The organism is Ancylobacter polymorphus, from assembly GCF_022836935.1.
Lineage (GTDB): Bacteria > Pseudomonadota > Alphaproteobacteria > Rhizobiales > Xanthobacteraceae > Ancylobacter > Ancylobacter polymorphus_A.
Map to the genome: position 1 here is coordinate 2,365,128 of NZ_CP083239.1, position 25,304 is coordinate 2,390,431.

General features: G+C 67.3%; 26 protein-coding genes. 12 read left to right on the plus strand and 14 right to left on the minus strand.

The genetic code is table 11. From position 1 onward, the window contains the following. Nucleotides 1-7 precede the first annotated feature (7 nt). Both K9D25_RS11150 and K9D25_RS11155 read right to left on the minus strand, forming a co-directional pair. Nucleotides 8-859: a prephenate dehydratase gene (locus K9D25_RS11150; RefSeq protein ID WP_244375204.1), complete on the minus strand. Its 852-nt coding sequence runs from the start codon at nucleotides 857-859 to the stop codon at nucleotides 8-10. A gap of 11 nt (nucleotides 860-870) precedes the next feature. After that, on the minus strand, nucleotides 871-1,617 hold the full coding sequence (locus K9D25_RS11155) for a 3-deoxy-manno-octulosonate cytidylyltransferase (protein WP_279613733.1): 747 nt from the start codon (nucleotides 1,615-1,617) through the stop codon (nucleotides 871-873). 217 nt (nucleotides 1,618-1,834) lie between these two features. On the opposite strand from K9D25_RS11155, the gene K9D25_RS11160 reads away from it, so the two are divergent. The 9 genes from K9D25_RS11160 to K9D25_RS11200 all read left to right on the plus strand — a co-directional run bounded on the left by K9D25_RS11160 (nucleotide 1,835) and on the right by K9D25_RS11200 (nucleotide 12,006). Then, the gene (locus tag K9D25_RS11160; protein WP_244375206.1) at nucleotides 1,835-2,641 is read left to right on the plus strand and encodes a c-type cytochrome; all 807 of its coding nucleotides are present in this window, start codon (nucleotides 1,835-1,837) and stop codon (nucleotides 2,639-2,641) included. Between the two features lie 242 nt (nucleotides 2,642-2,883). Then, nucleotides 2,884-4,758, plus strand: a complete 1,875-nt coding sequence (locus K9D25_RS11165) for an extracellular solute-binding protein (RefSeq protein ID WP_244375207.1) — start codon at nucleotides 2,884-2,886, stop codon at nucleotides 4,756-4,758. Beyond that, nucleotides 4,755-6,668: an extracellular solute-binding protein gene (locus tag K9D25_RS11170; protein ID WP_244375208.1), complete on the plus strand. Its 1,914-nt coding sequence runs from the start codon at nucleotides 4,755-4,757 to the stop codon at nucleotides 6,666-6,668. The genes K9D25_RS11165 and K9D25_RS11170 overlap by 4 nt, the downstream gene beginning before the upstream one ends. Nucleotides 6,669-6,765: 97 nt before the next feature. Beyond that, entirely contained in the window at nucleotides 6,766-7,872 is a 1,107-nt protein-coding gene (locus tag K9D25_RS11175) for a microcin C ABC transporter permease YejB (RefSeq protein ID WP_244375209.1), read from the plus strand. A gap of 2 nt (nucleotides 7,873-7,874) precedes the next feature. Then, nucleotides 7,875-9,032 carry an ABC transporter permease gene (locus K9D25_RS11180; RefSeq protein WP_244375210.1) on the plus strand — a complete coding sequence of 386 codons (1,158 nt, stop codon included), beginning with the start codon at nucleotides 7,875-7,877 and terminating at the stop codon, nucleotides 9,030-9,032. Between the two features lie 35 nt (nucleotides 9,033-9,067). Further along, nucleotides 9,068-9,301 carry a hypothetical protein gene (locus K9D25_RS11185; protein WP_244375211.1) on the plus strand — a complete coding sequence of 78 codons (234 nt, stop codon included), beginning with the start codon at nucleotides 9,068-9,070 and terminating at the stop codon, nucleotides 9,299-9,301. Between the two features lie 5 nt (nucleotides 9,302-9,306). Further along, a complete protein-coding gene (locus K9D25_RS11190) occupies nucleotides 9,307-9,753 on the plus strand; it encodes a type II toxin-antitoxin system VapC family toxin (RefSeq protein WP_244450850.1) in 447 nt (148 codons plus the stop codon). Further along, on the plus strand, nucleotides 9,746-11,362 hold the full coding sequence (locus K9D25_RS11195; RefSeq protein ID WP_244375212.1) for an ABC transporter ATP-binding protein: 1,617 nt from the start codon (nucleotides 9,746-9,748) through the stop codon (nucleotides 11,360-11,362). The genes K9D25_RS11190 and K9D25_RS11195 overlap by 8 nt, the downstream gene beginning before the upstream one ends. After that, nucleotides 11,359-12,006, plus strand: a complete 648-nt coding sequence (locus tag K9D25_RS11200) for an NUDIX domain-containing protein (RefSeq protein ID WP_244375213.1) — start codon at nucleotides 11,359-11,361, stop codon at nucleotides 12,004-12,006. The genes K9D25_RS11195 and K9D25_RS11200 overlap by 4 nt, the downstream gene beginning before the upstream one ends. Here K9D25_RS11200 and K9D25_RS11205 read toward each other — a convergent pair. The 8 genes from K9D25_RS11205 to K9D25_RS11240 all read right to left on the minus strand — a co-directional run bounded on the left by K9D25_RS11205 (nucleotide 12,003) and on the right by K9D25_RS11240 (nucleotide 18,368). Next, nucleotides 12,003-12,851: a C40 family peptidase gene (locus tag K9D25_RS11205; RefSeq protein ID WP_244375214.1), complete on the minus strand. Its 849-nt coding sequence runs from the start codon at nucleotides 12,849-12,851 to the stop codon at nucleotides 12,003-12,005. The two genes, K9D25_RS11200 and K9D25_RS11205, sit on opposite strands and share 4 nt — an antisense overlap. A 30-nt stretch (nucleotides 12,852-12,881) precedes the next feature. Then, nucleotides 12,882-13,232 (minus strand): MarR family transcriptional regulator, encoded by a 351-nt coding sequence (locus K9D25_RS11210; RefSeq protein WP_244375215.1) that lies wholly within the window; start codon nucleotides 13,230-13,232, stop codon nucleotides 12,882-12,884. A gap of 116 nt (nucleotides 13,233-13,348) precedes the next feature. Further along, complete coding sequence (locus K9D25_RS11215) at nucleotides 13,349-14,725, minus strand: leucyl aminopeptidase family protein (protein ID WP_244375216.1); 1,377 nt, start codon at nucleotides 14,723-14,725, stop codon at nucleotides 13,349-13,351. A gap of 21 nt (nucleotides 14,726-14,746) precedes the next feature. Beyond that, nucleotides 14,747-15,334 (minus strand): histidine phosphatase family protein, encoded by a 588-nt coding sequence (locus tag K9D25_RS11220; RefSeq protein ID WP_244375217.1) that lies wholly within the window; start codon nucleotides 15,332-15,334, stop codon nucleotides 14,747-14,749. Continuing rightward, nucleotides 15,331-15,954 (minus strand): hypothetical protein, encoded by a 624-nt coding sequence (locus K9D25_RS11225; RefSeq protein ID WP_244375218.1) that lies wholly within the window; start codon nucleotides 15,952-15,954, stop codon nucleotides 15,331-15,333. Before K9D25_RS11225 ends, K9D25_RS11220 begins: the two co-directional genes overlap by 4 nt. A gap of 26 nt (nucleotides 15,955-15,980) precedes the next feature. Continuing rightward, nucleotides 15,981-16,796 (minus strand): enoyl-ACP reductase FabI, encoded by an 816-nt coding sequence (gene fabI / locus K9D25_RS11230; RefSeq protein WP_244450851.1) that lies wholly within the window; start codon nucleotides 16,794-16,796, stop codon nucleotides 15,981-15,983. A 118-nt stretch (nucleotides 16,797-16,914) separates the two neighbouring features. After that, nucleotides 16,915-17,865 carry a J domain-containing protein gene (locus K9D25_RS11235; protein ID WP_244375219.1) on the minus strand — a complete coding sequence of 317 codons (951 nt, stop codon included), beginning with the start codon at nucleotides 17,863-17,865 and terminating at the stop codon, nucleotides 16,915-16,917. A 110-nt stretch (nucleotides 17,866-17,975) separates the two neighbouring features. Then, entirely contained in the window at nucleotides 17,976-18,368 is a 393-nt protein-coding gene (locus K9D25_RS11240; protein WP_244375220.1) for an RT0821/Lpp0805 family surface protein, read from the minus strand. A 132-nt stretch (nucleotides 18,369-18,500) separates the two neighbouring features. Here K9D25_RS11240 and pdxH point away from each other — a divergent pair, with 132 nt between their 5' ends. Together pdxH and K9D25_RS11250 are read left to right on the plus strand one after the other, a co-directional pair. After that, nucleotides 18,501-19,127, plus strand: a complete 627-nt coding sequence (gene pdxH / locus K9D25_RS11245) for a pyridoxamine 5'-phosphate oxidase (RefSeq protein ID WP_244375221.1) — start codon at nucleotides 18,501-18,503, stop codon at nucleotides 19,125-19,127. Nucleotides 19,128-19,189: 62 nt separating this feature from the next. Beyond that, a complete protein-coding gene (locus K9D25_RS11250) occupies nucleotides 19,190-19,930 on the plus strand; it encodes an SDR family NAD(P)-dependent oxidoreductase (RefSeq protein WP_244375222.1) in 741 nt (246 codons plus the stop codon). Nucleotides 19,931-19,986: 56 nt separating this feature from the next. Here K9D25_RS11250 and K9D25_RS11255 read toward each other — a convergent pair whose 3' ends face one another. Together K9D25_RS11255 and K9D25_RS11260 are read right to left on the minus strand one after the other, a co-directional pair. Then, nucleotides 19,987-20,964 carry a magnesium transporter CorA family protein gene (locus tag K9D25_RS11255; RefSeq protein WP_244375223.1) on the minus strand — a complete coding sequence of 326 codons (978 nt, stop codon included), beginning with the start codon at nucleotides 20,962-20,964 and terminating at the stop codon, nucleotides 19,987-19,989. A 206-nt stretch (nucleotides 20,965-21,170) separates the two neighbouring features. Then, on the minus strand, nucleotides 21,171-21,488 hold the full coding sequence (locus tag K9D25_RS11260; RefSeq protein WP_244375224.1) for a hypothetical protein: 318 nt from the start codon (nucleotides 21,486-21,488) through the stop codon (nucleotides 21,171-21,173). Between the two features lie 225 nt (nucleotides 21,489-21,713). Between K9D25_RS11260 and K9D25_RS11265 the strand changes: the two genes are divergently transcribed. Beyond that, nucleotides 21,714-22,316: a L,D-transpeptidase gene (locus K9D25_RS11265; RefSeq protein WP_244375225.1), complete on the plus strand. Its 603-nt coding sequence runs from the start codon at nucleotides 21,714-21,716 to the stop codon at nucleotides 22,314-22,316. A 141-nt stretch (nucleotides 22,317-22,457) separates the two neighbouring features. On the opposite strand, the gene K9D25_RS11270 is transcribed toward K9D25_RS11265, so the two are convergent. Together K9D25_RS11270 and K9D25_RS11275 are read right to left on the minus strand one after the other, a co-directional pair. Further along, nucleotides 22,458-23,840, minus strand: a complete 1,383-nt coding sequence (locus tag K9D25_RS11270) for an aminotransferase (protein ID WP_244375226.1) — start codon at nucleotides 23,838-23,840, stop codon at nucleotides 22,458-22,460. 90 nt (nucleotides 23,841-23,930) lie between these two features. Then, nucleotides 23,931-25,289, minus strand: a complete 1,359-nt coding sequence (locus K9D25_RS11275; protein WP_244375227.1) for an extensin family protein — start codon at nucleotides 25,287-25,289, stop codon at nucleotides 23,931-23,933. Nucleotides 25,290-25,304: the final 15 nt, after the last annotated feature.

Here is a 25,304-nt window from a genome sequence, read left to right on the forward strand (position 1 = left end):
TGCTTTTTCAGGCCCGCAGCGCCACGCGGTAGGGGTGGGCGGGATAGACGCCGAGAATGCGCACTTCCTTGGAGAAGAACGACAGTTCCTCCAGCGCCAGCTTGAGATTGGCGTCCTCGGGGTGGCCATCGACATCGGCATAGAACTGGGTGGCGAAGAACTCGCCGTCGAGCTGGTAGGATTCCAGCTTGGTCATGTTCACGCCATTGGTGGCGAAGCCGCCCATCGCCTTGTACAGCGCCGCCGGCACGTTGCGCACCCGGAACACGAAGGTGGTGACGGTCGGTCCGTTATTGGCCGGCGCCCAGTCGCCATCCTTGGCGAGGATGACGAAGCGGGTTGTGTTGTGCGCCTCGTCCTCGATGTTCTCGGCGATGATATCCAGCCCGTAGATCTCCGCCGCGAGGCGGGAGGCGATGGCGGCGCGGCTCGGGTCCTGCGCTTCCGCCACCAGCCGGGCCGAGCCGGCGGTGTCGGCGCCGACAATGGCCTTCAGCCCGAGCTTGCGGATGATGTTGCGGCATTGGCCGAGCGCCATCACATGGCTCTCCGCCGACTTGACCGTCGCCAGCGTGGCGCCGGGAACGGCCATAAGCTGATGGGAGAGCGGCAGGAAGAACTCGCCGATGATGGTGAGGCCGGACGTCGGCATCAGGTGGTGAATATCCGCCACCCGCCCGGCGACCGAATTCTCGATCGGGATCATGCCGAGATCGGCCTCGCCATTCTGCAGCGCAGCGAAAGCGTCCTCGAAGGTGGCGCAGGGCACGGCCTCGTGGGTGGGATAGACCTCGCGGCAGGCGATATGCGAGTTCGCGCCCGGCTCGCCCTGGAAGACGATGGTGCGGCGGGTCGTCATGGCAGCGTCCTTCACGTTGATTCGCGCGCGAGCATGAGGCGCGCCTTTTCGAGATCGTCCGGCGTGTCGACACCGAGCGGCACGGTGTCGACGATGGCGACATCGATCCGCATGCCGGCTTCCAGCGCGCGCAGTTGCTCCAGCTTCTCGCGGCTCTCCAGCGCGGAGGGCGGCAGGGCGACGAAGCGCTCAAGGGCGCGGCGCCGATAGGCATAGAGGCCGATATGGTGGAACAGCGGACCCTCGCCATAGGGGGCGGTGGCGCGGGTGAAATAGAGGGCGCGCAGCCGTGTGGCGCTGAGCGGGCTGCCCACCGCCTTCACCACATTCGGGTTGGTGCGTTCGCCCGCTTCGGTGATCTCGGCGGCCAGCGTGCCGATATCCACAGCCGGATCGTCGAGCAGGTCGAGCGCGGCACGGATGAGCGCGGGGTCGATGGTCGGCAGGTCGCCCTGCACATTGACGATGCGGGCCACCCGGCCTGCCGGATCGATGCGCCCGAGCGCCTCGAAGATTCGGTCCGAGCCGCTGGCATGGTCGGCGCGGGTCATCGCCACTTCGAAGCCGGCCTTCTCCACGGCGGCGCGCACGCCCTCATCGTCGGTCGCCACCACCACGCGGCCGATCTGCGCCGCGGCGGAACGCCGCGCCACCTCGACGATCATCGGGCGGCCACCGAGATCGGCGAGCGGCTTTCCCGGCAGCCGGGTCGAAGCCATGCGGGCTGGAATAAGAATAACTGTGTCCTGCGAGGACATTCGGGAGCCCCGTCATCGTGCTGGAAGGTGCCGGCGCCCCTCTCAGAGTGGCGAAACGTAGCACCGCAGCGCGCTTATACGGGTTGCACGTCAACCGTCAAAATGATTAGTTCCCGCGCGCCATTGGCGGTCGCAAGCGAGCGCTGATACATTGCGCGCGGGGTATCGGCGGACCAGCCGGATGGTCGCGGTGCCGGGTGAGGGAGCGAATATTTCGATGGACAGCTTCGAGCTGAACAAGGTTGCTGGTGCGGTCCTGGGCGTGCTCACGTTCACGCTCGGTCTGAATGTGTTCGCCGACATTCTGTTCTCCAGCCACGGGCCTGAGAAGGCCGGCTACGAGATCGCCGTGCAGGAGGAAATGACCGGCGAGGCGCAGGCCGCGCCGGCCGCGGTTCCGCTCGCGCAGCTGCTCGCCGCCGCCAGCCCGGAGAAGGGCGAGGCCCAGGCCAAGAAGTGCGCCGCCTGCCACAATTTCGTGGAAGGCGCCGGCGCCAAGGTCGGCCCGGATCTCTATGGCATCGTCGGCCGCCCGGTCGGTGGCGTCGAGGGCTTCGCCTATTCCGCGGCGATGAAGGCCCATGGCGGCAACTGGACGTTCCAGGACCTCAGCGACTTCATCAAGAATCCGAAGGCCGACATTCCCGGCACGGCGATGGGCTTTGCCGGTATCGCCAAGGACACCGATCGCGCCGACCTGATCGCCTATCTCAACACGCTCTCGCACAGCCCGCTGCCGCTGCCCTCGCCGGAAGCGACTCCTGCCGCTGCCGAGCCCGCCGCCACCCAGCCGGCTTCCGGCGAGACGGGCGGCAACGTGCCGCCGCCCGCTGGCTCCGCCGCGCCGGCGACCACCGTTCCCGCGCCCGCCACTCCGGCGCCTGAGGCGACCCCGGCTCCGGCCGCTCCGGCCCCGGCTGCTCCTGCACCCGAAGCGGCCCCTGCGCCCGCGGCTCCGGCGGCCCCCGCTCCGGCGGAAACGGCTCCGGCCCAGCCCGCTCCGGCGGCGCCGGCCACGCCCTGAGGCGTGCGCCCCACGGGGCGCGGCTTTCACGATCACGTCAGGCCGGCGGCGCTTTGCGTCGCCGGCCTTATTCTTTTCCGGACTGACCTCTTCTTATTCGACGCCACTGTCCATAATCCGTCGCGAGGACCCGAACGGTCCCGCCTTCCGACGTGCCAGAGGGATGAAAGCGCATGATCCGTCTCCACCGCCCCGACCGCCCCGCCGCCCCCGGCTGGCGTCCTCCGGCATGGAGCGGGACGATGACCCGGTCGCTCGCCGTCGCCCTTCTCGGCATCGGTCTCGCCGGTCCGGCGCTGGCGCAGGAGGCGGCACCTGCCGCCCCCGCCACATCGACGGCAAGTGCCGGCGAGTGGAAGCACGGCCTCTCCCTGATGGGCGAGCCGAAATACCCGGCCGACTTCAAGCATTTCGACTATGTGAACCCCGACGCGCCGAAGACTGGCCTCGTGAGGCAGTCCGTCGACGGCACCTTCGATTCGCTGAACGACATCATTCCACGTGGCGCGGCGGCGGCTGGGCTGCACCTCATCTACGACACGCTGATGAGCCCGGCCTCTGACGAGGTGGCCACGGAATACGGCCTGATCGCCGAGAGTGTGCGCTATCCCGCTGACTTCTCGTCCGTCACCTATCGCCTGCGCCCGGAGGCGAAATGGCATGACGGCCAGCCGATCACCGCCGAGGATGTGGTGTGGTCGTTCGAGCAGATGACCAAGAACAACCCCCGCCAAGCCTATTACTACAGCCATGTGAAGGGCGCCGCCGTTACCGGCGAGCGTGAGGTGACCTTCACCTTCGATCAGGCGGGCAACCGTGAACTGCCGCAGATCGTCGGCCAGCTGCGCATCATGCCCAAGCACTGGTGGACGGCGAATGGTCCGGACGGCAAGCCGCGCGACATCAGCCAGGGCACGCTGGAAGTGCCGCTCGGCTCGGGCCCCTATAAGGTCAAGCAGGTGCAGCCGGGCCGTTCCATCTCCTTCGAGCGCGTGCCGGATTATTGGGGCAAGGACCTGCCGGTGAATATCGGTACCAATAATTTCGCCGAGCAGCGCTACGAGTATTTCCGCGATTCAACGGTGGAACTCGAAGCCTTCAAGGGCGACCAATATGATTTCCGCATCGAGTCCTCGGCCAAGGACTGGGCCACTGCCTATAATTTTCCGGCGGTGAAGGAAGGCAAGGTCATCCTCGAGGAGTTCCCCAACCGTTCCTTCGGTTCGATGCAGGCCTTCATCCCCAATCTGCGGCGCGAGAAGTTCCAGGACCAGCGGGTGCGGCGGGCGCTGAACTTTGCGCTCGATTTCGAGGGCATGAACCGCACGTTGTTCTTCGGTCAGTACAAGCGCACCTCGAGCTATTTCCAGAACACCGAGCTCGCCTCTTCGGGCCTGCCGACAGGCAAGGAGCTGGAGATTCTGGAGAGCGTCCGCGACAAGATCCCTGAAAGCGTCTTCACCAAGCCTTATGAGAACCCGCCCTCGGGCAGCGAGGGTATTCGCCGCTCCAATCTGCGCGAGGCGGCGCAGCTTCTGCGTGCGGCCGGCTATGACGTGAAGGACGGCAAGCTGGTGAACGCCAAGGGCGAGCCCTTCACGCTTGAGATTCTGATCGGCAACCCGGCCTTCGAGCGCGTCGCCCTGTTCTACAAGCCGTCGCTGGAACGGCTCGGGATCACCGTCACCGTCCGTCAGGTCGATTCCTCCCAATACATCAACCGCCTGCGTGCCCGCGACTACGACATGATCATCGCCGGCTGGGGACAGTCGCTCTCGCCCGGCAATGAGCAGCGCGACTTCTGGGGTTCCAGCGCCGCTGACCGTGCGGGATCGGGCAACCATGCCGGCATCAAGGACCCCGGCATCGACGCCCTGATCGAGAAGGTGATTTACGCCAAGGACCGCGAGGAACTCGTCGCCGCGACCCATGCGCTCGACCGGGTGCTGCTGGCGCATGACTATGTGATCCCGAGCTGGACCTACCCCAACACCCGCACAGCACGCTGGAACCGCTTCAGCCATCCCGAGAAGATGCCGGAATATGGCGGCGACGCCTTCCCGGCCATCTGGTGGTGGGACGCGGAGAAGGCGGCCAAGACCGGGGCGGCACGATGAGCGGGCTGCTGTCGGCCCCGCTCTCCCGCCGTGCTCTGATGGCGCTGGCGGCCGGTACCGTAGCCTTGCCCTGGCTCGGCCGCCGCGCCGTGGCGCAGCCGGCGCCCGGCGCGCCCAGTGCCGCACCGGCCGCGGCTCTCGGGCCGGAGCGCCACGGCCTCTCCATTTTCGGCGATCTGAAATACCCCGCCGATTTCGCCCATTTCGACTATGTCGATCCGGCGTCTCCGAAGGGCGGCACCTTCTCGCAAATCGGCCCCACCATCGCCTTCAACCAGTCGTTCCAGACCTTCAACACGCTGAACGGCTACATCCTCAAGGGCGATGCCGCGCAGGGCGTCGAACTGCTCTTCGACACGCTGATGACGCGCGCCTATGACGAGCCGGACGCGCTGTACGGGCTGGTGGCGCAGAGTGTCTCCGTGTCGGAGGACGGTACGCTCTACCGCTTCCGCCTGCGCCCGCAGGCGCGCTTCCATGACGGCTCGAAGCTCACCGCCGAGGATGTCGCCTTCTCGCTCACCCTGTTGAAGGAAAAGGGCCATCCCGTCATCGCGCAGAATCTGCGTGATCTCGTGAGCGCGCAGGCGGAGGGCGAGGAGGTCGCCGTGCTGCGCTTCGCGCCGACGCGGGCGCGCGACGTGCCGCTGTTCGCGGCCTCGCTGCCGATCTTCTCCAAGGCCTATTACAGCGCCCGTCCCTTCGACGCGAGCACGCTGGACGTGCCGCTCGGTTCCGGCCCTTATCGCGTGGGTCCGTTCGAGGTCGGCCGTTACATCGAATATCGCCGCGACCCCGCCTATTGGGGCAACGGGCTGCCGGTGAATATCGGTGTGAACAATTTCGACGTACTGCGCTACGAGTATTTCCGCGACCGCGAGGTCGGCTTCGAGGCGTTCAAGGCGCGGGCCTATCTGTTCCGGCAGGAATTCACCGCCCGAAGCTGGGCCACGGGCTATAATTTCCCGGCGCTGAACGAGGGCAAGGTGAAGCGCGAGATCCTGCCCGATCGCACGCCCTCCGGGGCGCAGGGCTGGTTTCTCAATCTGCGCCGGCCGAAATTCGCCGATCCGCGCGTGCGCGAGGCGCTATCCTACGCCTTCGATTTCGAGTGGACCAACAAGAACCTGATGTTCGATGCCTATAAGCGCACGACATCCTTTTTCGAGAATTCCGACCTCGAAGCGGAAGGCCCGGCCGGGCCGGACGAACTCGCGCTGATCGAGCGTATCGCCGGCCGGCTCACCCCGGAAGACATCGCCGTGCTCAAGGCGCCCCCCTGGAGCCCGCCGGTCTCCGATGGCTCCGGCCAGGACCGCGCTTTGCTGCGCAAGGCTACGCAGCTGCTGCGCGAGGCGGGATGGGTCATCAAGGATGGCCGCCTCGTCGACCCACAGGGAAACGGGCTTTCCATCGAGTTCCTCGACGACGAGAACGGGCTGGAACGCCACACCGCGCCCTTCATCAAAAACCTCAAGCTGCTCGGTATCGAGGCACATTTCCGCCTGGTCGACTCGCCGCAATATCAGCGCCGGCTCAACGATTTCGACTTCGACACCACGGTGCGGCGCTTCTCCGTCTCCACCGTACCGGGCGAATCGCTGCGCAATTATTTCGGCTCGGCGGCGGCCTCCATTCCGGGCTCCAACAACCTCTCCGGCATCGCCGATCCGGTGGTTGATCTTTTGATCGAGGAGGTGATCGCGGCGCCGACGCGCGACCAGCTGCGCACCGCCTGCCGCGTGCTCGACCGTCGCCTGCGGGCCGGGCGCTACTGGGTGCCGCAATGGTACTCGGCCGAGTTCCGCATCGCCTTCTGGGACGAGTTCGGCTGGCCGAGCGCGCCGCGCCCCACCTATGCCCGCGCCATACCGGACATCTGGTCGCCGCGCACGCGCTCGGCGGGGTGAAGCCGGCGGCGCCGTTGTCGCGCATGAACGGACGTTAAGTTGACGCGGCCCCGGCCGCCCGCCACCTTGAACCCGCCTCGCGGAGAAACCCGACCGAATGCTCGCCTATATCGTCCGACGCATCGCGCTGATGGTGCCGACCGTGATCGGCATCATGCTGATTTCCTTCGTGGTGGTGCAGTTCGCGCCTGGCGGGCCGGTTGAGCGGATGATTGCCGAGCTGACCGGGCAGGGGAGTTCGGCCACCGCCCGCATCTCCGGTAGCGGCGGCGATTTCGGCGGCATGCCGCAGAGCGCGCCGGGGGGCGATCCCGTCTCCTCGAAATATCGCGGCGCGCAGGGGCTGGACCCCGCCTTCATCAAGGAACTGGAGCGGCAATTCGGCTTCGACAAGCCGGCGCATGAGCGCTTCTTCAAGATGATGTGGGACTATGCCCGCTTCGATTTCGGCCGCTCCTACTTCCGCGATGTCTCGGTGATCGACCTCGTTATCGAGAAAATGCCGGTGTCGATCTCGCTCGGCCTGTGGATGATGCTGATCAGCTACGGCATTTCCATCCCGCTCGGCATTGCCAAGGCTGTGCGCGACGGCTCGCGCTTCGACATGTGGACCTCGGCGGTCATCGTGGTCGGCTATGCGATACCGGGCTTCCTGTTCGCCATCCTGCTGGTCATCCTGTTCGCCGGTGGCTCGTTCTTCTCGTGGTTCCCTTTGCGCGGCCTCACGTCCGACAATTGGGAGCAGCTTTCGCTGACCGGAAAGATCCTCGATTATTTCTGGCACCTGGTGCTGCCCATCACCGCCATGGTGCTCGGGGCCTTCGCCACCACCGCCTTGCTGACCAAGAATTCGTTCCTCGACGAGATCAGGAAGCAATATGTCGTCACCGCGCGGATGAAGGGGCTTTCCGAGCGGCGCGTGCTTTACGGCCACGTGTTCCGTAATGCCATGCTGATCGTCATCGCCGGCTTTCCCGGCGCCTTCGTCGGCGCCTTCTTCACCGGCTCGCTGCTGATCGAGACCATCTTCTCGCTCGACGGGCTCGGCCTGCTCGGCTTCGAGAGCGTGCTCAACCGCGACTATCCCGTGGTGTTCGCCAATCTCTACATCTTCTCGCTGGTGGGGCTGGTGGTGAACCTCATTTCCGACCTCACCTATACCTGGGTCGATCCGCGCATCGACTTCGATACGCGGGACGTCTGAACATGGACGCCAACGCCGCCGTGCCGACCAACCCCGCCGCCTCCGCCGCGCCGCGCCGCCCGTGGCTCTCGCCGCTGAACCAGCGCCGCCTCGCCAATTTCAAGCGTAACCGGCGCGGCTGGTGGAGCTTCTGGATTTTTGCGGTGCTGTTCATCCTCAGCCTCGGGGCGGAGTTCATCGCCAACGACAAGCCGTTCCTGGTGGAATATGACGGCGGCTATTATTTCCCCGGCCTCGTCGCCTACCCTGAGACCACCTTCGGCGGCGATTTCGAGACCGAGGCGGACTACCGCGACCCCTATTTGCAGAATCTGATCCGCGAGAAGGGCGGCTGGATGCTGTGGCCGCCGATCCGCTACTCCTATTCCACCCATAATCTCGACCTGCCGACACCGGCCCCTTCGCCCCCGACCTGGATGCTGACCGAGGCGCAATGCGCGCCTGTCGTGGAGAAGCTCGGCCGCACCGGCGGCTGCGACGCGCTGGAGTGGAATTGGCTCGGCACGGATGATCAGGGCCGCGACGTGCTGGCCCGGCTGATCTACGGTTTCCGCCTGTCGGTGCTGTTCGGCCTGATCCTCACGCTGATCTCGTCCGTCGTCGGCGTGGCGGCGGGCGCGGTGCAGGGCTATTTCGGCGGCTGGACCGACCTCATCTTCCAGCGGTTCATCGAGATATGGACCGCCATTCCGGCGCTCTATCTGCTGCTCATCATCTCCTCCATCCTCGCCCCCGGCTTCTGGGTGCTGCTCGGGATTCTGCTGCTGTTCTCCTGGGTGGCGCTTGTGGGGCTGGTGCGGGCGGAGTTCCTGCGCGCGCGCAACTTCGAATATGTGCAGGCGGCACGGGCGCTCGGCGTTTCCAACGCGGTGCTGATGTGGCGGCACATGCTGCCCAACGCGATGGTCGCGACGCTGACCATGCTGCCCTTCATCGTCTCCTCCTCGGTGATGACGCTCACCGCGCTGGATTTCCTCGGCTTCGGCCTGCCGCCCGGCTCGCCTTCGCTTGGCGAGTTGCTGGCGCAGGGCAAGGCCAATGTGCAGGCGCCCTGGCTTGGCCTCACCGGCTTCTTCACCCTCGCCATCATGCTGAGCCTGCTTATCTTCATCGGCGAAGCCGTGCGCGACGCCTTCGACCCGCGGAAGACCTTCCAGTGAGGTGTGGTAGGATCGTCGTTGATGGAGCGAGAGCCATGAACAAGATCGTGCGCGAACATTATCCGGTGGAGAAACTGCCCGAGGACCTGCGAGAGGGGCTCGAAGCTACGCACGTGCGGGTGACGGTTGTGCCGGAGGAAAAATCCGGGACGTTCCGCAAAAAGCCCCTCACCTATGCTGACATAAGGGCACGGGTTAAGCCGACCGGGGTCACGGTCGAGGAGGCCGTTCGCCGTATCCGGGAGCTTCGCGACGAGTGGGATGATTGAGCGTCGTGAGGCTTTATTGGGACGCGAATGCTTTCATCACCTTGGTCGAAAACGGCGGCCCCGTATCGGAACGGTTGGGAGAGCTTCTTGAACGAGCCTTCGATGAGGAAATAACTATCGTCACCAGTGAGCTGACGTTGGCTGAACTGCTCGTGCGACCACTTCGCGAAGACAATGCCGATCGCGTCTATGTCTACCGCGATTTGCTTGAGGCAGTGGGCACTATAGAAGCACTGTCCATCAGTCGCGACGTTCTTCTCGCGACAGCGCAAATTCGGGCCGACCATCGCTCGGTCAGGCTGCCCGACGCCATCCACATCGCCACAGCCGAAATCGCTCGCTGTTCGCATTTCCTCAGCGGCGATCTCCGATTGCCGGTTCGCCCGGCCTTTAACAAGGTCGATCTCGACATAGCTCTGCTCGATCAACTGCTGGCGCAACTCGATGACTGACATCCCCCTGCTCTCCGTCCGCGATCTCTCCGTCGCCTTTGCCCAGGGCGGGCGGTCGACGCTGGCGGTGGATCGCGTCTCCTTCGATGTCCGCCGCGGCGAGACGGTGGCGCTGGTGGGCGAGAGCGGGTCGGGCAAGTCGGTCACCGCGCTTTCCATTCTCAAGCTGCTGCACTATCCCGCCGCCAGCCACCCTTCCGGCGAGGTTCTTTTCCAGGGCGAGAATTTGCTCGCCATGGAGGAGCGCGAGATCCGCCGGGTGCGCGGCAACGACATCACCATGGTGTTCCAGGAACCCATGAGTTCGCTGAACCCGCTGCATACGGTGGAACAGCAGATCGCCGAAATCCTGTTCCTGCATCGCGGCATGCGCGGACCGGCGGCGCGGGCGCGGGTGATCGAACTGCTCACCGAGGTCGGCATTCCCGAACCCGAGACCCGGCTTGGCTCCTATCCGCACCAGCTTTCCGGCGGCCAGCGCCAGCGTGTGATGATCGCCATGGCGCTCGCCAATGAGCCGAAACTGCTCATCGCCGATGAGCCCACCACCGCGCTCGACGTGACCGTGCAGGCGCAAATCCTCAAGCTCTTAAAGGAGCTGCAGCGCCGGCTCGGCATGGCCATGCTGTTCATCACCCATGATCTCGGCATCGTGCGCAAGATCGCCGACCGGGTCTGCGTGATGAACCATGGCAAGATCGTCGAAGAAGGTCTTGTGGGCGAACTCTTCGCCCATCCCCGCCATCCCTATACGCAGGCGCTGATCGCCGCCCAGCCACGCGGCAACCCCGCCTCGCCGCATCCCGAGGCGCCGGTGGTGCTGGAAACCACGGGCCTGAAGGTCTGGTTTCCGATCAAGGCCGGGGTGATGCGCCGCACGGTCGGCCACATCAAGGCGGTGGATGGCATCTCGGTGGAAATCCGGCGCGGCGAGACGCTGGGCGTGGTGGGCGAGAGCGGCTCGGGCAAGACCACACTCGGCCTGGCGCTTCTGCGGCTGATCTCCAGCGAGGGGCCGATCGTGTTCATGGGCGATCCCATCGACCGGCTCGGTTTCAAGCAGATGCGCGCCCACCGACAGGCGATGCAGGTGGTGTTCCAGGATCCGTTCGGCTCGCTCAGCCCGCGCATGTCGGTGGCCGACATCATCGGCGAGGGGCTGCGCGTGCATCACCCGAGGCTGTCTGCCGACGAGCGCGATGCCCGCGTCGTCGCCGCGCTCACCGATGTGGGCCTGGATCCCGAGGCGCGCCACCGCTATCCCCACGAGTTCTCCGGCGGTCAGCGCCAGCGCATCGCCATTGCCCGCGCCGTCGTGTTGGAGCCCTCCTTCATCGTGCTGGACGAGCCGACCAGCGCGCTCGACATGATCGTGCAGGCGCAGATCGTCGATCTGCTGCGCGATCTGCAGCAGAGGCGCGGCCTGACCTATCTGTTCATCAGCCATGATCTGCGCGTCGTCGCGGCTCTGGCCTCGCGGGTCATGGTGATGAAGGGTGGCGTGGTGGTGGAGGAGGGGCCGGCGGCCGACCTCTTTGCCCAGCCGAAGACCGCTTACACCCGCGCTCTGTTCGCCGCGGCCTTCGACATGGAGACGGCGCCGCTATGAGTGGGAAAGCCGGCGCCGGTCACCTCGCGGATCGCTCTATCGCCCTCGACCTGACCGAGCCGGAAAGTGTCGGAACCGGCTTCCGCCCCTATCACCGTTTCATCGCCACCTTTGCCGGGGCAGGCGGGGCACCGTTGCGCCAGCGCAGGGACATTCTGCGCGTCGGGCCGGTGGTGGGCGTGCTGGCCTATGATCCCGGCGCGGCGTGTTTCGTGCTGATCCGCCAGTTCCGTCTGGGGGCGGAGCTGGCGACCGGGAAGGGGGAATTGGTGGAGATCGCCGCCGGCCTCATCGATCCCGGCGAGGAGGCCGAGGTGGCGGCTCGGCGCGAATGCATGGAAGAGATCGGTGTCGCCCCGCGCGCCCTGTTGCCGATGGCCCGCTTCCTTCCCAGCCCCGGCGTGACGGACGAGCACGCCACGATCTATCTGGGGCTGGTCGATTCCGCTGCCGTGCCCGACATCGCCGGCGAGCCGGGCGAGACCGAGCTGACCCTGCCGTTCCTGGTGCCGGTGGACGAGGCGCTGGCGGTGCTTTCAGCGCCGGCTCCCGCGCCCGTCGCCAATGGCTTCGTGTTGATCGCCCTGCAATGGTTCGCGCTGAACCGGGCGCGGGTGGACGCCTTCGTCGCGGCGAACGGCTAAATCCGCCGAACGCTGCGCAGCGGCGTGCCGGACGCTTCAATACGGGCCAGCGCCGGTTCCAGCGGTTCGCGCACCACGGACATGAAATGCGCGGTGGCGTGCAGCAGCGTCGCGCCGTCCTCGACGATGCCGACATGGCCGGGCCAGTAGAGCAGATCGCCGCGCCGCAACGCGCCGAGATCGCCGGAGAACACCACTTCTGCCCCTACCGCTTTCTCCTGCATGTCGGTGTCGCGCGGGCAGGCATGGCCGCAGGCGGTGAGCGCCGCCTGCACCAGGCCGGAACAGTCCAGCCCCAGGCTGGAGCGCCCGCCCCAGAGATAGGCGGCGCCGAGGAAGCGGGCGGCAACCGTGACGATATCCTCTTCGAAGGCATCGAGCGGCACGAGATGGTCGGCGAAGACGAAGCCGCCCTCGGCCGTCACTGCGAAACGCCCCCGCGTGCTCGCGATGACGAGACGGCTGCCAAAAGACAGGAGGTCGATCGGCGGCAGCTTGATCGAGGGGCCGGGAAACACCGGCGTGCGCAGTGCGCTCACCTTATGCGTCGGCGCCGGGCCGGCTGGCGCGAGCGCCTCGGCCGGGAGCCAGCCGACATAGGAATCCGCGTCGAGTTGGCCCCAGGCCCAGCCCTCCGCAGTGGTCTCATAGACCGTCACCGCCTCGCCATAGAGCGCTTCCGTGGTCAAGGGCGCCAGCGGGTCCGGCGTGGCGCGTACCGGTGCGGTCGGGTGGACGATGCGGCCGGCTGTGCCCTCGACGAAGCGCTCCGCCGTCACCACGCCCTGGAGATGGCGCGCAGCGAGGTCGGGCCGGGCAGGGGTGAGGCGGGGATCGAAGGTCACAGAGCGCTCCTGCGCGAGGTGAGGCGAGGTTCAGCGTGGCAGGGCACGGGCGGTGGCGACAACAAGATCGCCGAGCCGCTCCAGGTAGAGCGCGCCTTCCACCGTGCGCTGGATGATGACATTGCGTCGATCCGCCTCGTCGCGCCGGCGGGAGACAAGCCGAAGCTGCCCCATCGTGTCGAGCGCGCGGGTGATGACGGGCTTGGTGACGCCCAGCCGGGCGGCCAGCCCGCGTACCGTATGCGGCGGGGCTTCCAGATAGACGCTGAGGAGGATGGCCAACTGGCGCTGGCTGAGATCGGGCGCGTCGTCGCGCACCTGCGCGAGGGAAAGCTCGTGCAGGAGACGCAACGCCTGCGATGGACGCAGCTCGACCGCCATTGGCCTGTCCCCGGATCCGCAATCGTTACGGCTGCGGATTGTTCGGGACTATGGCGGCTCGGCGCCGAAGAAACCATTAACACCCGCGCGAGCGGCGTTTCGATTGTGCCGCAGCGTCAGCCGTAGCGCTCGGCCAGCAACGCGTCGAGGGCACGGATGGTCTGCGCCTCGCCGCCTTCCGGTCGGCCGGGGCGGGAGGTGGGGTTCCAGGCGAAGATGTCGAGATGCAGCCACGCCCCGGCGCGGGAGACGAAGCGCTGCAGGAACAGCGCGGCGGTGATGGAGCCGGCGAAGCCGCTGCCGGGGGCGTTGTTCAGATCGGCGATCTTGCTGTCGAGCATCGAGGCATAGGGCTGCCACAGCGGCATCCGCCAGGACGGGTCGGCCTCCGCCGCGCCATGGCGGGCGAGGTCGGCGGCCAGCGGCTCATCATCGGTATAGGCCGGCGGCAGTTGCGGCCCCAGCGCGACGCGGGCGGCGCCGGTGAGTGTGGCGAAGTCGATCAGCAATTCCGGTGCTTCCTCGTCGGCGAGGCTGAGCGCGTCGGCAAGGATCAGCCGGCCTTCGGCATCGGTGTTGCCGATCTCGACGGTGAGGCCCTTTCGCGAGGGGAACACGTCACCGGGGCGGAAGGCGGAACCGTCAATGGCGTTTTCCACCGCTGCCACGATGAGCCGCAGCCGCAGCTTGAGCCCGCGCGCCATGATCATCTGTGCGAGGCCGATGGCATTGGCGGCACCGCCCATATCCTTCTTCATCAGCAGCATGCCGCTGGACGGCTTGATATCGAGCCCGCCCGTGTCGAAGGCGACGCCCTTGCCGACCAGCGTCACCTTGGGCGCGCTTGGGTCGCCCCATGACAGGTCGATGAGGCGGGGCGCGCGCGGAGAGGCACGGCCGACGGCATGGACCAGCGGGAAATTGGCGGCCAGCAGATCGTCGCCGGTGGTCACCTTCACCTGTCCGCCAAAGCGCGAGGCGAGGGTGCGCACCGCCGCCTCGATTTCGGCGGGGCCGAGGTCGTTGGCGGGGGTGTTGACGAGGTCGCGGGTCAGCGTCACCGCCTCGGCGGTGCGGCGCAGATAGGCCTCGTCGGTCCCCTCGGGCACCACGAGCCGCACATCGGCGCCCGCCCGCTTGCCGTAGCGGGTGAAGCGATAGCCGCCGAGCAGAAAACCGAGCGCAGCGAGCCGGGGATCGACGGGGGCATGGGCGATGACATAGTCGCCGGCCGGCAGGGCGGTGGCGAGCTTGCCGAAGCTCAGCGGGTCGCGCGGGGCGCCGTCGCAGCCGAACAGGACGCCGGCGATGGCGCCATCGGCCGCCGGCAGCACCAGCAGCGATCCGGCCTCGGCCTTGAAGCCCGTGGTCTCGCCAAAGGCGAGCGCCGGTGCCGGCAGGCCGCTTGCCACCTCGCGCCAGTTCTGCGGCGTGACGCACCAGATCGGACGGGGAGTGCGCGCCTCGTCGGCACGGATCAACTGGGCGCCCATTCGTGGCTCTCCGGAAGAAGGTCAGGCGACGGCGAGTTCGAACGCGCCGTTTTCAATGAGATAGACGGCCCCCTGGCGCACCGGAAGCTCCACCGCCTGGCTCGGCGGCATGCCGGCGAAGGCGTGCAGCATGGCGCGCACGACGCCGCCATGGGTCACCACCACCGCATCGCCGGTGAGTTCGGCGACCGCTTCCAGCACCCGCGTCGAAAGCTCGGCATAGCTCTCGCCACCGGGGGGAGAGAAGTTCCACGGGTCGGCATCGCGGGCGGCGAGGCTCACCGGGTCGCGCCGGCGCAGTTCCGGCCAGGTGGAGCCTTCCCAGCGGCCGAAGGTGATTTCGCGCAGCCGGGGATCGCGGCGGAAGGCATCCGGCGGCAGGCCAAGCTCGGCGCGCAGGATCGCCATGGTCTGCGCGGCACGGCTGAGCGGGCTCGCGACGAAGTCGAGATGACGCGCGCCGCCGCTGAGACGTTCCACCACCCGCGCCGTCTCCGCCGCCTGCTCGCGGCCAAGATCGTTCAGCGGGATGTCATGCGAGCCTTGAAGGCGGCCGGCGAGATTCCAGTCGGTCTCGCCGTGCCGAACGAGAAAGATGCGTCGGGTCATTTGGAAGGCAGGCTCACGACATGCGTGTAGCTGATCCGCTTGAACGGGTAGGCGACCCGAAGCGTCACCGTGGAGCCGGCGGGCGCGCGGCCCTTGGCCGTGACCAGCACGCCGCCCACGGTGCGACCCACGCAGCGATGCGAGCCGCCGTCGACGCCGGTGGCGGTGAACTTGCCGATGCTGAAGTTCAGCTTCACGCCGGGCGGGGCAGAAAGCACCTTCACCTGCGGGGCCTGCGTCATCTGGCACAGCGAATCGGCCGAGCCGGCGGCGAACAGCACCGGCCCCTGGCGGCCGCCGGTGAGATAGCCGCGCCGATCCTGGTCGTCGCGCCCGTCGCTGGGGCTGACATAGCCGGGGAAGATGGCGCCGCCGAATCCGAAGATGCGGTTCATCAGCGGGTATTGCTGGAAGGTCGGCGGCACGCCGCTGTCCTGCGCGTCCGGCGGGGGAACATAGGGCAGGTTGGAGAGCCCCGACCCCGGCGGCGGGTTGACGATGATGGGGCCGGACTGCGCCGCCGCCGGCTGCAGGCCGGCCAGAGCGAGCACCAGTGTCCCTGCCGCCAGAGCGGGCAAGGCGTTGCGGCGGAAGAGCGATATCAGGCGGGCCTTCATCATGGCGCGTGCTCCGCTGGGGGGTCGGCTCAGTCCCGGTCGAGGGTGAGGTCGGGCGCGTCCGGGTTCTTCATGCCGACGATATGATAGCCGGCATCGACGTGATGCACCTCGCCGGTGACGGCGCGGCCGAGATCGGAGAGCAGATACATCCCCGTATCGCCCACTTCGTCGATGGTGACGGTGCGGCGCAGCGGGGCGTTGAGCTCGTTCCACTTCAGGATATAGCGGAAATCGCCGATGCCGGAGGCCGCCAACGTCTTGATGGGGCCAGCGGAAATGGCGTTGACGCGAATGTTTTTCGGGCCGAGATCGGCGGCGAGATAGCGCACGCTCGCCTCCAGCGCGGCCTTAGCGACGCCCATCACATTGTAATGCGGCATCCACTTCTCGGCGCCGTAATAGGTGAGGGTGAGCATGGAGCCGCCATTCGTCATCAGCTTCTCCGCGCGCTGGGCGACGGCGGTGAAGCTGTAGCAGGAGATCAGCATGGTCTTGCTGAAATTCTCCGCCGTGGTGTCGACATAGCGCCCGTCGAGCTCGTTCTTGTCCGAGAAGGCGATGGCGTGAACGAGGAAGTCGAGACCGCCGAGCTGGCGCTCCGTCTCCGCGAAGACCGCGTCGATCGTGGCGGGGTCGGTGACGTCGCAATGGCCGACAATCGCCGCGTCAAGCTCGGCGGCGAGCGGCTCCACACGCTTGCGCAGCGGTTCGCCCTGATAGGTGAGCGCGAGTGTCGCCCCCTGCGCGTGGGCCGCCTTCGCGATGCCCCAGGCGATGGAGCGATTATTCGCCACTCCCATCACCAGGCCGCGCTTGCCGCTCATCAATCCGCCCGATGCCATGCTCGTCACGATGCTCCGTACCGTTGCCCGTCTTTCCGGGCGCAGGTTCCTATCGCACAGCAGCAGGACCCGCTCAAGCGAGCGGTCGCGCGCGACAGGCGTGCGCGGGCGGCGGAACTCAGCCGGCGCCGTCGCGTCGCTTGCGCATCAGCTCTTCGAGGTGCGGGTCCGGCGCCTCGGGAAGCATGATCCGCATGGTGGCGAGCAGATCGCCAAAGCTACCGTCCGCCTTGGGCAGGCCCTTGCCGCGCAGGCGGAAGGTGCGGCCGGATTGGGTGTGCGCGGGCACGCTGAGCGAGACCTCGCCGCCCAGCGTCGGCACCCGCACCTTGCCGCCCAGCACCGCATCGGCGAGCGGCAACGCCACATCGGCACGCAGATCCGTGCCCTCGATGCGGAAATGCCGGTGCGGGGCATAGGCCACCACCACATAGGCATCGCCCGGGGCGCCGCCGAACGGACTTGGCTCGCCCTGTCCCTTCAGCCGCATGCGGTGGCCTTCGACAGCGCCAGCGGGAATCTTCACCTCGACCACACGCCCGTTGGGCAGGTGGACCTTCACCGACCCGCCCTCGACGATGCGCTCCAGCGCCACCGGCACGGTGATGTCGACATCGCCGCCGCGCGGCGTTTCTCCACCCGCGCCGCGTCCCCGACCGCGCCCGCCAAGGCCGCCGAGAATGTCGGCGATCACGTCGTCGAAGCCGCCCGCGTCATGCGGGCCATGGCCGGAGCGGCGGGCGCCCTCGGGACCGAAGGAGAAGCTCTCATAGGCGGCGTCCCCCGGCGGGGGGCGACGGAATCCGCGCCCGAAGCCGCCGCCCGGAAAGCCCTCGAAGCCGCGCGGCTTGCCTTCGGCGTCGATCTCGCCACGGTCGAACTGGCCACGCTTCTCCACGTCGGAAAGGATTTCGTGCGCGGCGTTCAGTTCGGCGAACTGGTCCTGCGCCTTCGGGTTGTCCTTATTGGCGTCGGGATGCAGCTTCTTGGCGAGCTTGCGGAAGGCTCGCTTGATGTCGTTCTGGTCAGCGTTACGGGCCACGCCGAGAATGTCATAGGGATCGCGCATGAATGGTAATCTCGTCCGGCGGTTCCGGCTTCCCTTCATGTAGGGAGGGTGTTGCGGGGATGCAACGGCTCACCATGGCCATTGGCGCGGAGATCGCGGGCGGTGAGGGCTCAGCGGTCGAGCAGGCGGGCCTGATCGACCTTCCAGCCGTTCTTGCCGGCGCGGCAGGCCTCGCCCTGCAGCCAGTCTTCCTGCTTTTCGCGCACGAAGCTCATCAGGAACTCACGGCACTTGCCGTCGTCGCCGGTCTCGCCGAGCGGCGTCACGGTGCCGCGCGTGGCGCTGGCATAGTTTTCCCAAGGGACGCTGGGAGCGGCCTGCTTCTCGCGCAGCGCTTCGGCGAGGGCGTTGCGGGCGGCGGCCCAGTCATCGGGGGCGATGCCTTTCGGCACCGGCTCGCGGGCATAGGCGCTCGGGGGCACCGAGCCGGTCGCCAGCGTGTCGAGGTCCGGCCCGGTGGAGCAGCCGGCGACGAGAAGCGCCGCGCCGACCAAAGTCAGCACGCTGGGTGCTGTGCGGAAGGATGCCGGGAGCGTATATGGAGGACGCGCGCTGTCCCGTTCGCGCGCCGCCTGCTCTCGCCACCTGTGGAACGTTTCCATGGGTCCCGTACTCGACCGTCCGAAGTTGTCGTTATGGAAGCGTCCGAACCGTTAACATCCGGTGATTTCACCGCCGCCACCGAACCTTTCCTGCTGTTCGAGGAATGGTTTGCGCAGGCGAAGGAGAGCGAGCCCAACGACCCCAACGCCATGGCGCTCGCCACCGTGGACGCCGACGGCCTGCCGGATGTGCGGATGGTGCTGCTGAACCAGCGCGATGCGCGCGGCTTCGTGTTCTTCACCAATACCGGCAGCGCCAAGGGGCGCGAACTTGCTGGCACGCCCAAGGCGGCGGTGGTGTTTCACTGGAAGTCGCTGCGCCGGCAGGTGCGCGTGCGCGGCCCGGTGGAGCAGGTGAGCGAAGCCGAGGCGGACGCCTATTTCGCCTCCCGTCCGCGCCTGTCGCAGATCGGTGCCTGGGCGAGCCAGCAGTCGCGGCCGATGGAAGGGCGCTTCGCGCTGGAGACGGCGGTGGCCAAGGTGACGGCGCAATACGCGCTCGGCACGGTGCCGCGTCCGCCGCACTGGACCGGCTTCCGCATCCGCCCCCTGCAAATCGAATTCTGGCACGACCGGCCCTTCCGCCTGCATGATCGCGTCGTCTTCGCGCGCGAGACGGCTGAGGCGCCGGAATGGACCAAGACGAGACTCTACCCCTGATCGGCCTTTCCCCGGCGGCCTCGTCCCCTGACACCGCCCCGTCGCTGAGCTAGACATCGCCCATGAACAACCAGCCTCGCCGCACTCTCCTGCTCACCGGCGCCTCCCGCGGCATCGGCCACGCCACCGTCAAGCGGTTCTCCGCCGCCGGATGGCGCGTCATCACCTGTTCGCGCCACGCTTTCCCGGAAAACTGCCCCTGGGAAATGGGGCCGGAAGACCACATCCAGGTCGACCTGTCCGACCCCGCCGACACGCTGCGGGCGGTGGAGGAAATCAAGAACCGCCTGCCCGATGGCCAACTCCACGCGCTGGTCAACAATGCCGGCATCTCGCCCAAGGGCGCGGGCGGAGCGCGGCTCGGCACGCTGAACACGCCGGAGGAAGACTGGCGGCGCGTGTTCCAGGTGAATTTCTTCGCCCCCATCCTGCTGGCGCGCGGCCTGCTGGAAGAGCTGAAGCGCACCCATGGCGCGGTGGTGAACGTCACCTCCATCGCCGGCTCGCGCGTGCACCCCTTCGCCGGCGCGGCCTACGCGACCTCCAAGGCGGCGCTGGCCGGCCTGACGCGCGAAATGGCGGCCGATTTCGGCCCGCTCGGCGTGCGGGTTAACGCCATCGCCCCCGGCGAGATCGACACGTCGATCCTGTCGCCCGGCACGGAGAAGCTGGTGGAGCAGATCCCGATGCAGCGGCTCGGCACGCCCGATGAGGTAGCCAAGATCATCTATGTGCTGTGCACCGAGACCTCGTCCTATCTGAACGGGGCGGAAATCCACATCAATGGTGGCCAGCACGTCTGAGCCGTGCCGGACACCCCGTCATCCCGGAAGGCGCCAGTTCGTCCGGGATGACGGCGCTACAGCCACCGTTTCCACTTGAAGAACAGATACGGCACCACCGCCGCCGCCAGCATGCCCGCCAGCGCCAGCGGGTAACCCCAGCGCTCGTCCAGCTCCGGCATGTGCTGGAAGTTCATGCCATAGACCGAGGCGATCAGCGTCGGCGGCATCAGCACCACCGAGAGCACCGCGAAAATCTTGATGATGTTGTTCTGCTCGATGCCGACCATGCCCAGCGTGGCATCGAGCAGGAAGGTGATCTTGTTGCCGAGATAGGAAACGTGGTCGTTCAGCGAGCCGACATCGCGCTGCATGCTTTTCAAGAGCGCGCGCTGCTCCTTGTCGAATCGCTGCGCCTCGCCCTCGGTGGACAGGAAGGTGATGAGACGGCCCATCGACACGAGGCTCTCGCGCACCTTGGAGGCAAGATCGCCGCGCCGCCCCAGCAGTTTCAATATGGTGCGGAAGCGCCGGCTATCGCTCGGCCGGTCGGTGGCCTCCTCGAAGACCTGGCGTGACACGGCATCGATGTCGCTCGACAGGCGCTCGATGATGTCGGCGGCGCGGTCGATGATGGTGTCCAGCATGATCAGCAGCAGCCGGTCGCCGCGCGTGCCGGGCGGGCAGGCGCGATCGAGCTTGGCCACGACGAGGCGGAAGGGCGTTGGCTCGTCATAGCGCACCGTGGTGAGCCGGTTGCCGGCGAGGATGAACGAGATTTCGGCCAGTGTGGGGCGTTCGCCGTCGCTGTTGCAGACGATGGCGCCGGTCATGTAGCGCGCGCCGTTCTCCACCCGCAGGCGGCTCGACGGTTCGATCTCGACCATTTCCTCGCGCGTCGGCACGGAAAGGCCGAGCGCCTGCTCGATGATCCGGTCCTCGCCCTCGCAGGGGCGGAACAGGTCGACCCAGACGGCGTCGTCCGGCATGTCGTCCACGGTCCGCACGGCGACGGGGGCGAGCAGTCCGTCGCGGACGCAATAGGCGGTGATCATAGCTCCTCCGGCACGGGTCGCGGCGGCGCCGACCATGCTCTGGATCGCAAACAGATGCCAGCCGGCCCCCCGCCAAAGGCGCAGGGCCGTGTCGTAGCCGTCATCGCGGCGCGAATCAGGCGAGCCTGTCCCGTCCGGGCGCACATCGGTGCAGCACCCGAAGGAGGGCGGTTCGTCGTTCAGCGTCTCTGGGGGAAGAGGCGGCCTCAGGCCGCGAAATATTCTACGTCGCGAAGCGTGACGATTTTGGCTTCCGCATCATCGGTCCGCGCCGCGCCCGAAACGGGGGCATCGGATACCGTCTTCTTGGAGGAGGCGTAACGGGCCGCAGCGGCAACCGCGGAAATGCCGATCTCGCGCCAATGTGCGCTCTGTTCCGCGCGGTCCCAGCGCTCGCTCGGTCGGGATTCGGGGGCGCGGCTCTGTTGGGCCGGGCTTTCTTCTTCGGTAGACATGACACTCTCCAGGTTGAACTCCCCGCCATTGCGGGCGGATGCCGACGAAGTGGGCGTCGACTGCGTCAAAAATATGCAAAGTCGCGGTCGGAGATAAGGCCTCTTGGCGCTTAGCCGGCTTCATCCCGGCTTTTTCGACCTCTTCCAACGGAAGTGATGTTTTTTCGCAACAACTTATGGCGACGAACCGGTGGCAGTCATGTGGCCCCTTCAAGGCGGGTCCTACATGGGTTAATCGACGGACAGCGAGCGATTTGACGCGCATGGCGCGTGGCGGGATTCGGAGCTTTGGATATGGTTTTGCGCGGGGCGGCGGTGGTCCTGTTGGCGGTTCTTCTGGCGGCGTGCAGCAATGCGCAGCGGCAGCCGGCTCCCGAGGCGTCGCTGACGCCGCGGGACAAGAAGCTGCTGGCGGACGCACCCTATAAGAAGGTTCAGCCGCCGGAGATGTATCAGCGCGCGATCGTCGACTATGCCGGCACCGAGAAGCCCGGCACGATCGTCGTCGATACCGACAAGAAGTTCCTCTACCTGGTCGAGGATAACGGTAAGGCGATCCGCTACGGCGTGACCGTCGGCGAAGAAGGCCTCGCCTTCAAGGGCGAAGCCAAGGTGGGCCGCAAGGCCGAATGGCCGACCTGGACCCCGACCCCGGAAATCAAGCAGCGCCTCGCCGGCATTCCGAACTTTGTCGGCCCCGGTCCGCATAACCCGATGGGGGCCCGCGCCCTTTATCTCTACCAGGGCAACAAGGACACGCTGTTCCGCATCCATGGCACCAACCAGCCCGAATATATCGGTTGGGCCATTTCCTCGGGCTGCATCCGCATGCTCAATGAGGACGTGATCGACCTCTATACCCGCGTGCCGCAGGGCGCCAACGTCGTCGTTCTCTGACGACCGCGACGGGTTCAAATGAAAAGGGCGCTGCCGCTGGCAGCGCCCTTTTTGTTTGTCGGTGCAGTGCTTTAGGAGCTTGCCGCCTGCCATTATGTCGAAAAGGGCAGGGCCCCGGCGCTCGGCCGGGGCCCTGTCGCGTCAAGCGGCCAGCAGGTTCTCGCGCACGGCGTAGTCCAGCGTCTTGTCGAGCGCGCGGGTGAGGCGGTCGAACAATTCGTCGATCTCCGCCGGAGAGATGACCAGCGGCGGGCAGATGGTGACCGCGTCGCCGAACACGTTGCGCAGGATGAGCCCTTCCTGCTGGCAGAAAGCCACGCACTTCGCCGCCATGCCGAGCTTGGGGTCGAACTGGCGCTTGGTCTTCTTGTCTGCCACCAGCTCGACGGCGCCCACCAGCCCCTTGCCGCGTGCCTCGCCCACCAGCGGGTGGTCTTCCAGCGCGGCGCGGCGGGCGTCGAACTGCGGGATCTTCGCCCGCACCCGTTCGAAGATGCTCTCGCGCTCGTAGATTTCCAGCGTCTTCACCGCCACGGCGGCGGCCACGGGGTGGCCGGAATAGGTGTAGCCATGGCCGAAGCTGCCGAGCTTGCTGCTCTCGGTAAGCATCGCCTCATACATCAGTTCGGGCACCATCACCGCGCCGATCGGCTGGTAAGCCGAGGACAGAGCCTTGGCGACGGAGATCGAATCGGGCCGCATCTCCATCGCTTCGCTGCCGAAGGCGGTGCCGAGACGGCCGAAGCCGGTGATTACCTCGTCGCCGATGAAGAACACGTCGTACTTTTTCAGCACGGCCTGGATCTTCGGGTAGTAGGTCGCCGGCGGCACGATCACCCCGCCCGCGCCCATGACAGGCTCGGCGATGAAGGCGGCGACCGTCTCCGGTCCCTCGGCGATGATGAGGGCTTCGAGATCGGCGGCGAGACGGGTGGCGAAATCCGCCTCGCTCTCGCCCGGCTCGGCCAGACGATAATGGTGCGGCGCGGTGGTGTGGCGCACACCAGCGATCGGCAGGTCGAAATCATTATGGTTGCCGGCGAGGCCGGTCAGCGAGGCGGCGGCGATGGTCACGCCGTGATAGCCGCGCATGCGGGCGATGATCTTCTTCTTCTTCGGCCGACCCAGCGCATTGTTCATGTACCAGACGAGCTTCATCTGGGTGTCGTTGGCCTCGGAGCCGGACGAGGTGAAGAACACCTTGGAGATCGGCACCGGCGCAATCTCCTTGAGCTTTTCCGCCAGTTCGATCGCGGGGTCGTGGCTCTTGCCGCCGAAGATATGGGTGAAGGGCAGCTTGCGCATCTGCGTCGCGGCCGCCTCGACCAGCTCTTCATTGCCGTAGCCGAGCGCCGTGCACCAGAGGCCGGCCATGCCTTCGAGATAGGGCTTGCCGTCGACATCGTGCACCCACACGCCCTTGCCGCGTTCCAGGATCAACGGCCCGGTCTCGCGCACGGCGACAAGGTTGGTATAGGGATGGATCAGCGTCTCGACGTCGCGAGCCTGAAGATTGGTAAGCATGGCAGCTACTCCGCCGGCCGGGTTGAACCGGCCCCACCCTAGAGCGGCGGCGGGCGCGCCGGAAGCGGGCCCTTGGTCGGAACCCCCGACCTATTGACTTGTGCCGGGGTTTTCGACCGCGGAGGAGGCGGGCGGCGCCTCCTCATCCGCCCCTTCCGTAGCGTCCATCGCGGCGGGCGCGTCCGGCTTGCGCGGCGGGCTCGGCACCTTGGCCGTCGCTTCGGCCACAGACCATTGGCACAGCACCGCGCCGCTGCGCCGCTCGGCGCGGTCCACGTGCAGATGCTGCTCGTGATAACCGTCCGAGCCGGGCCCGAGGATGGTGGTGAAGTCGGCGCAGGCGCTGGCCTTGATCAATTCCTGGAAGGCGACGGGCATGGCCGCGTCACCACTGCCGGGTACTGGGGCGCCGATGACGAAACGCCGCCCGTCCTTCAGCACATAGCCCCGTGTGTCCATCGCATTGCCGCGCCCGTGCTCGCTGGTGCGGGCGCCGACAACGCGGTTGCGCGGGCGGCATTGCTGCGAGCCGGCGACGAGCACTTTATCGAGCGGCGCGCCGAGCGTTGCCACCGCCGGCTCGATTCCCTCGCGAACCCAGCGCGCGACGGCGGCGGCCATTTCGCAGCGCAGCGTCGCCGCCGGCTCCAGCGTCACCAGCCGCCCGTCCTTCATCCGTACGGCCGAGAGGGAAACGCCCCGGTCCACCGTGCAGGCGGTGTTGGTGGCCGTCACCGCGACGGGCGTGAACACGCCGAGCGATTCGTTGGAGAGTTCCGGGCAGATGGTGGGCTCCGGCGTGCCGGCCGGCGGCGCGGGGGCGGCTGCCGGCGCGGCTGGCGCCGGCGGCGGCAGAGCGGCAAGGCGCGGCTCGGGAGACGGCGGGGGCAGGGGAACGGGAGCCGTCCCTATCGTCGCCTCGTCCGTTGCCGCCTTCTCCGCTGGCGGCTCGGGAGCGGCGGGTGGGGATTCCGGGGCGGGCGGCTCTGCCGGCGCGGGTATCGCCGCCGCTGTCTCTGCGGTGGCTGCGGGCTCCGTCGGCGCGTCGCCTCGGGCGGGGCGGGGATCGCGCGGGGGTAGGGCGGGCGCCACCGCCACCGGGGCCACGGGCGCGGCGTCGTCAGACGGTACTCTCGTTGTCTTGCTCGCGTCGCCTTCGGCGGGTGCCGCCGACGGTTCGGCGGCGATGTCCTGCGGGCGCGGCGGCGGCAGGGGAATGGCCGCCGCCTTGGCGCGCGTCGCGTTGCGTGCGCGCGCCGACCTGTTCGGCGCCACGCCGAGCCAGTCGCCCAATTGGCGATTAACCGCCGTACCGGCCTCGTCAATCGAGCGCTTGAGCTCCTGCACTGGTTCGGCAGCCAGAGGCGCGGCGCCGACGGCCAGCAAGGCGAGCCCGGCAATGCCGGACAGGGCGCTGCGGTGGGCGGATGGGAGCCGGGGAAAATCCATGCTATCAGGCCTCCA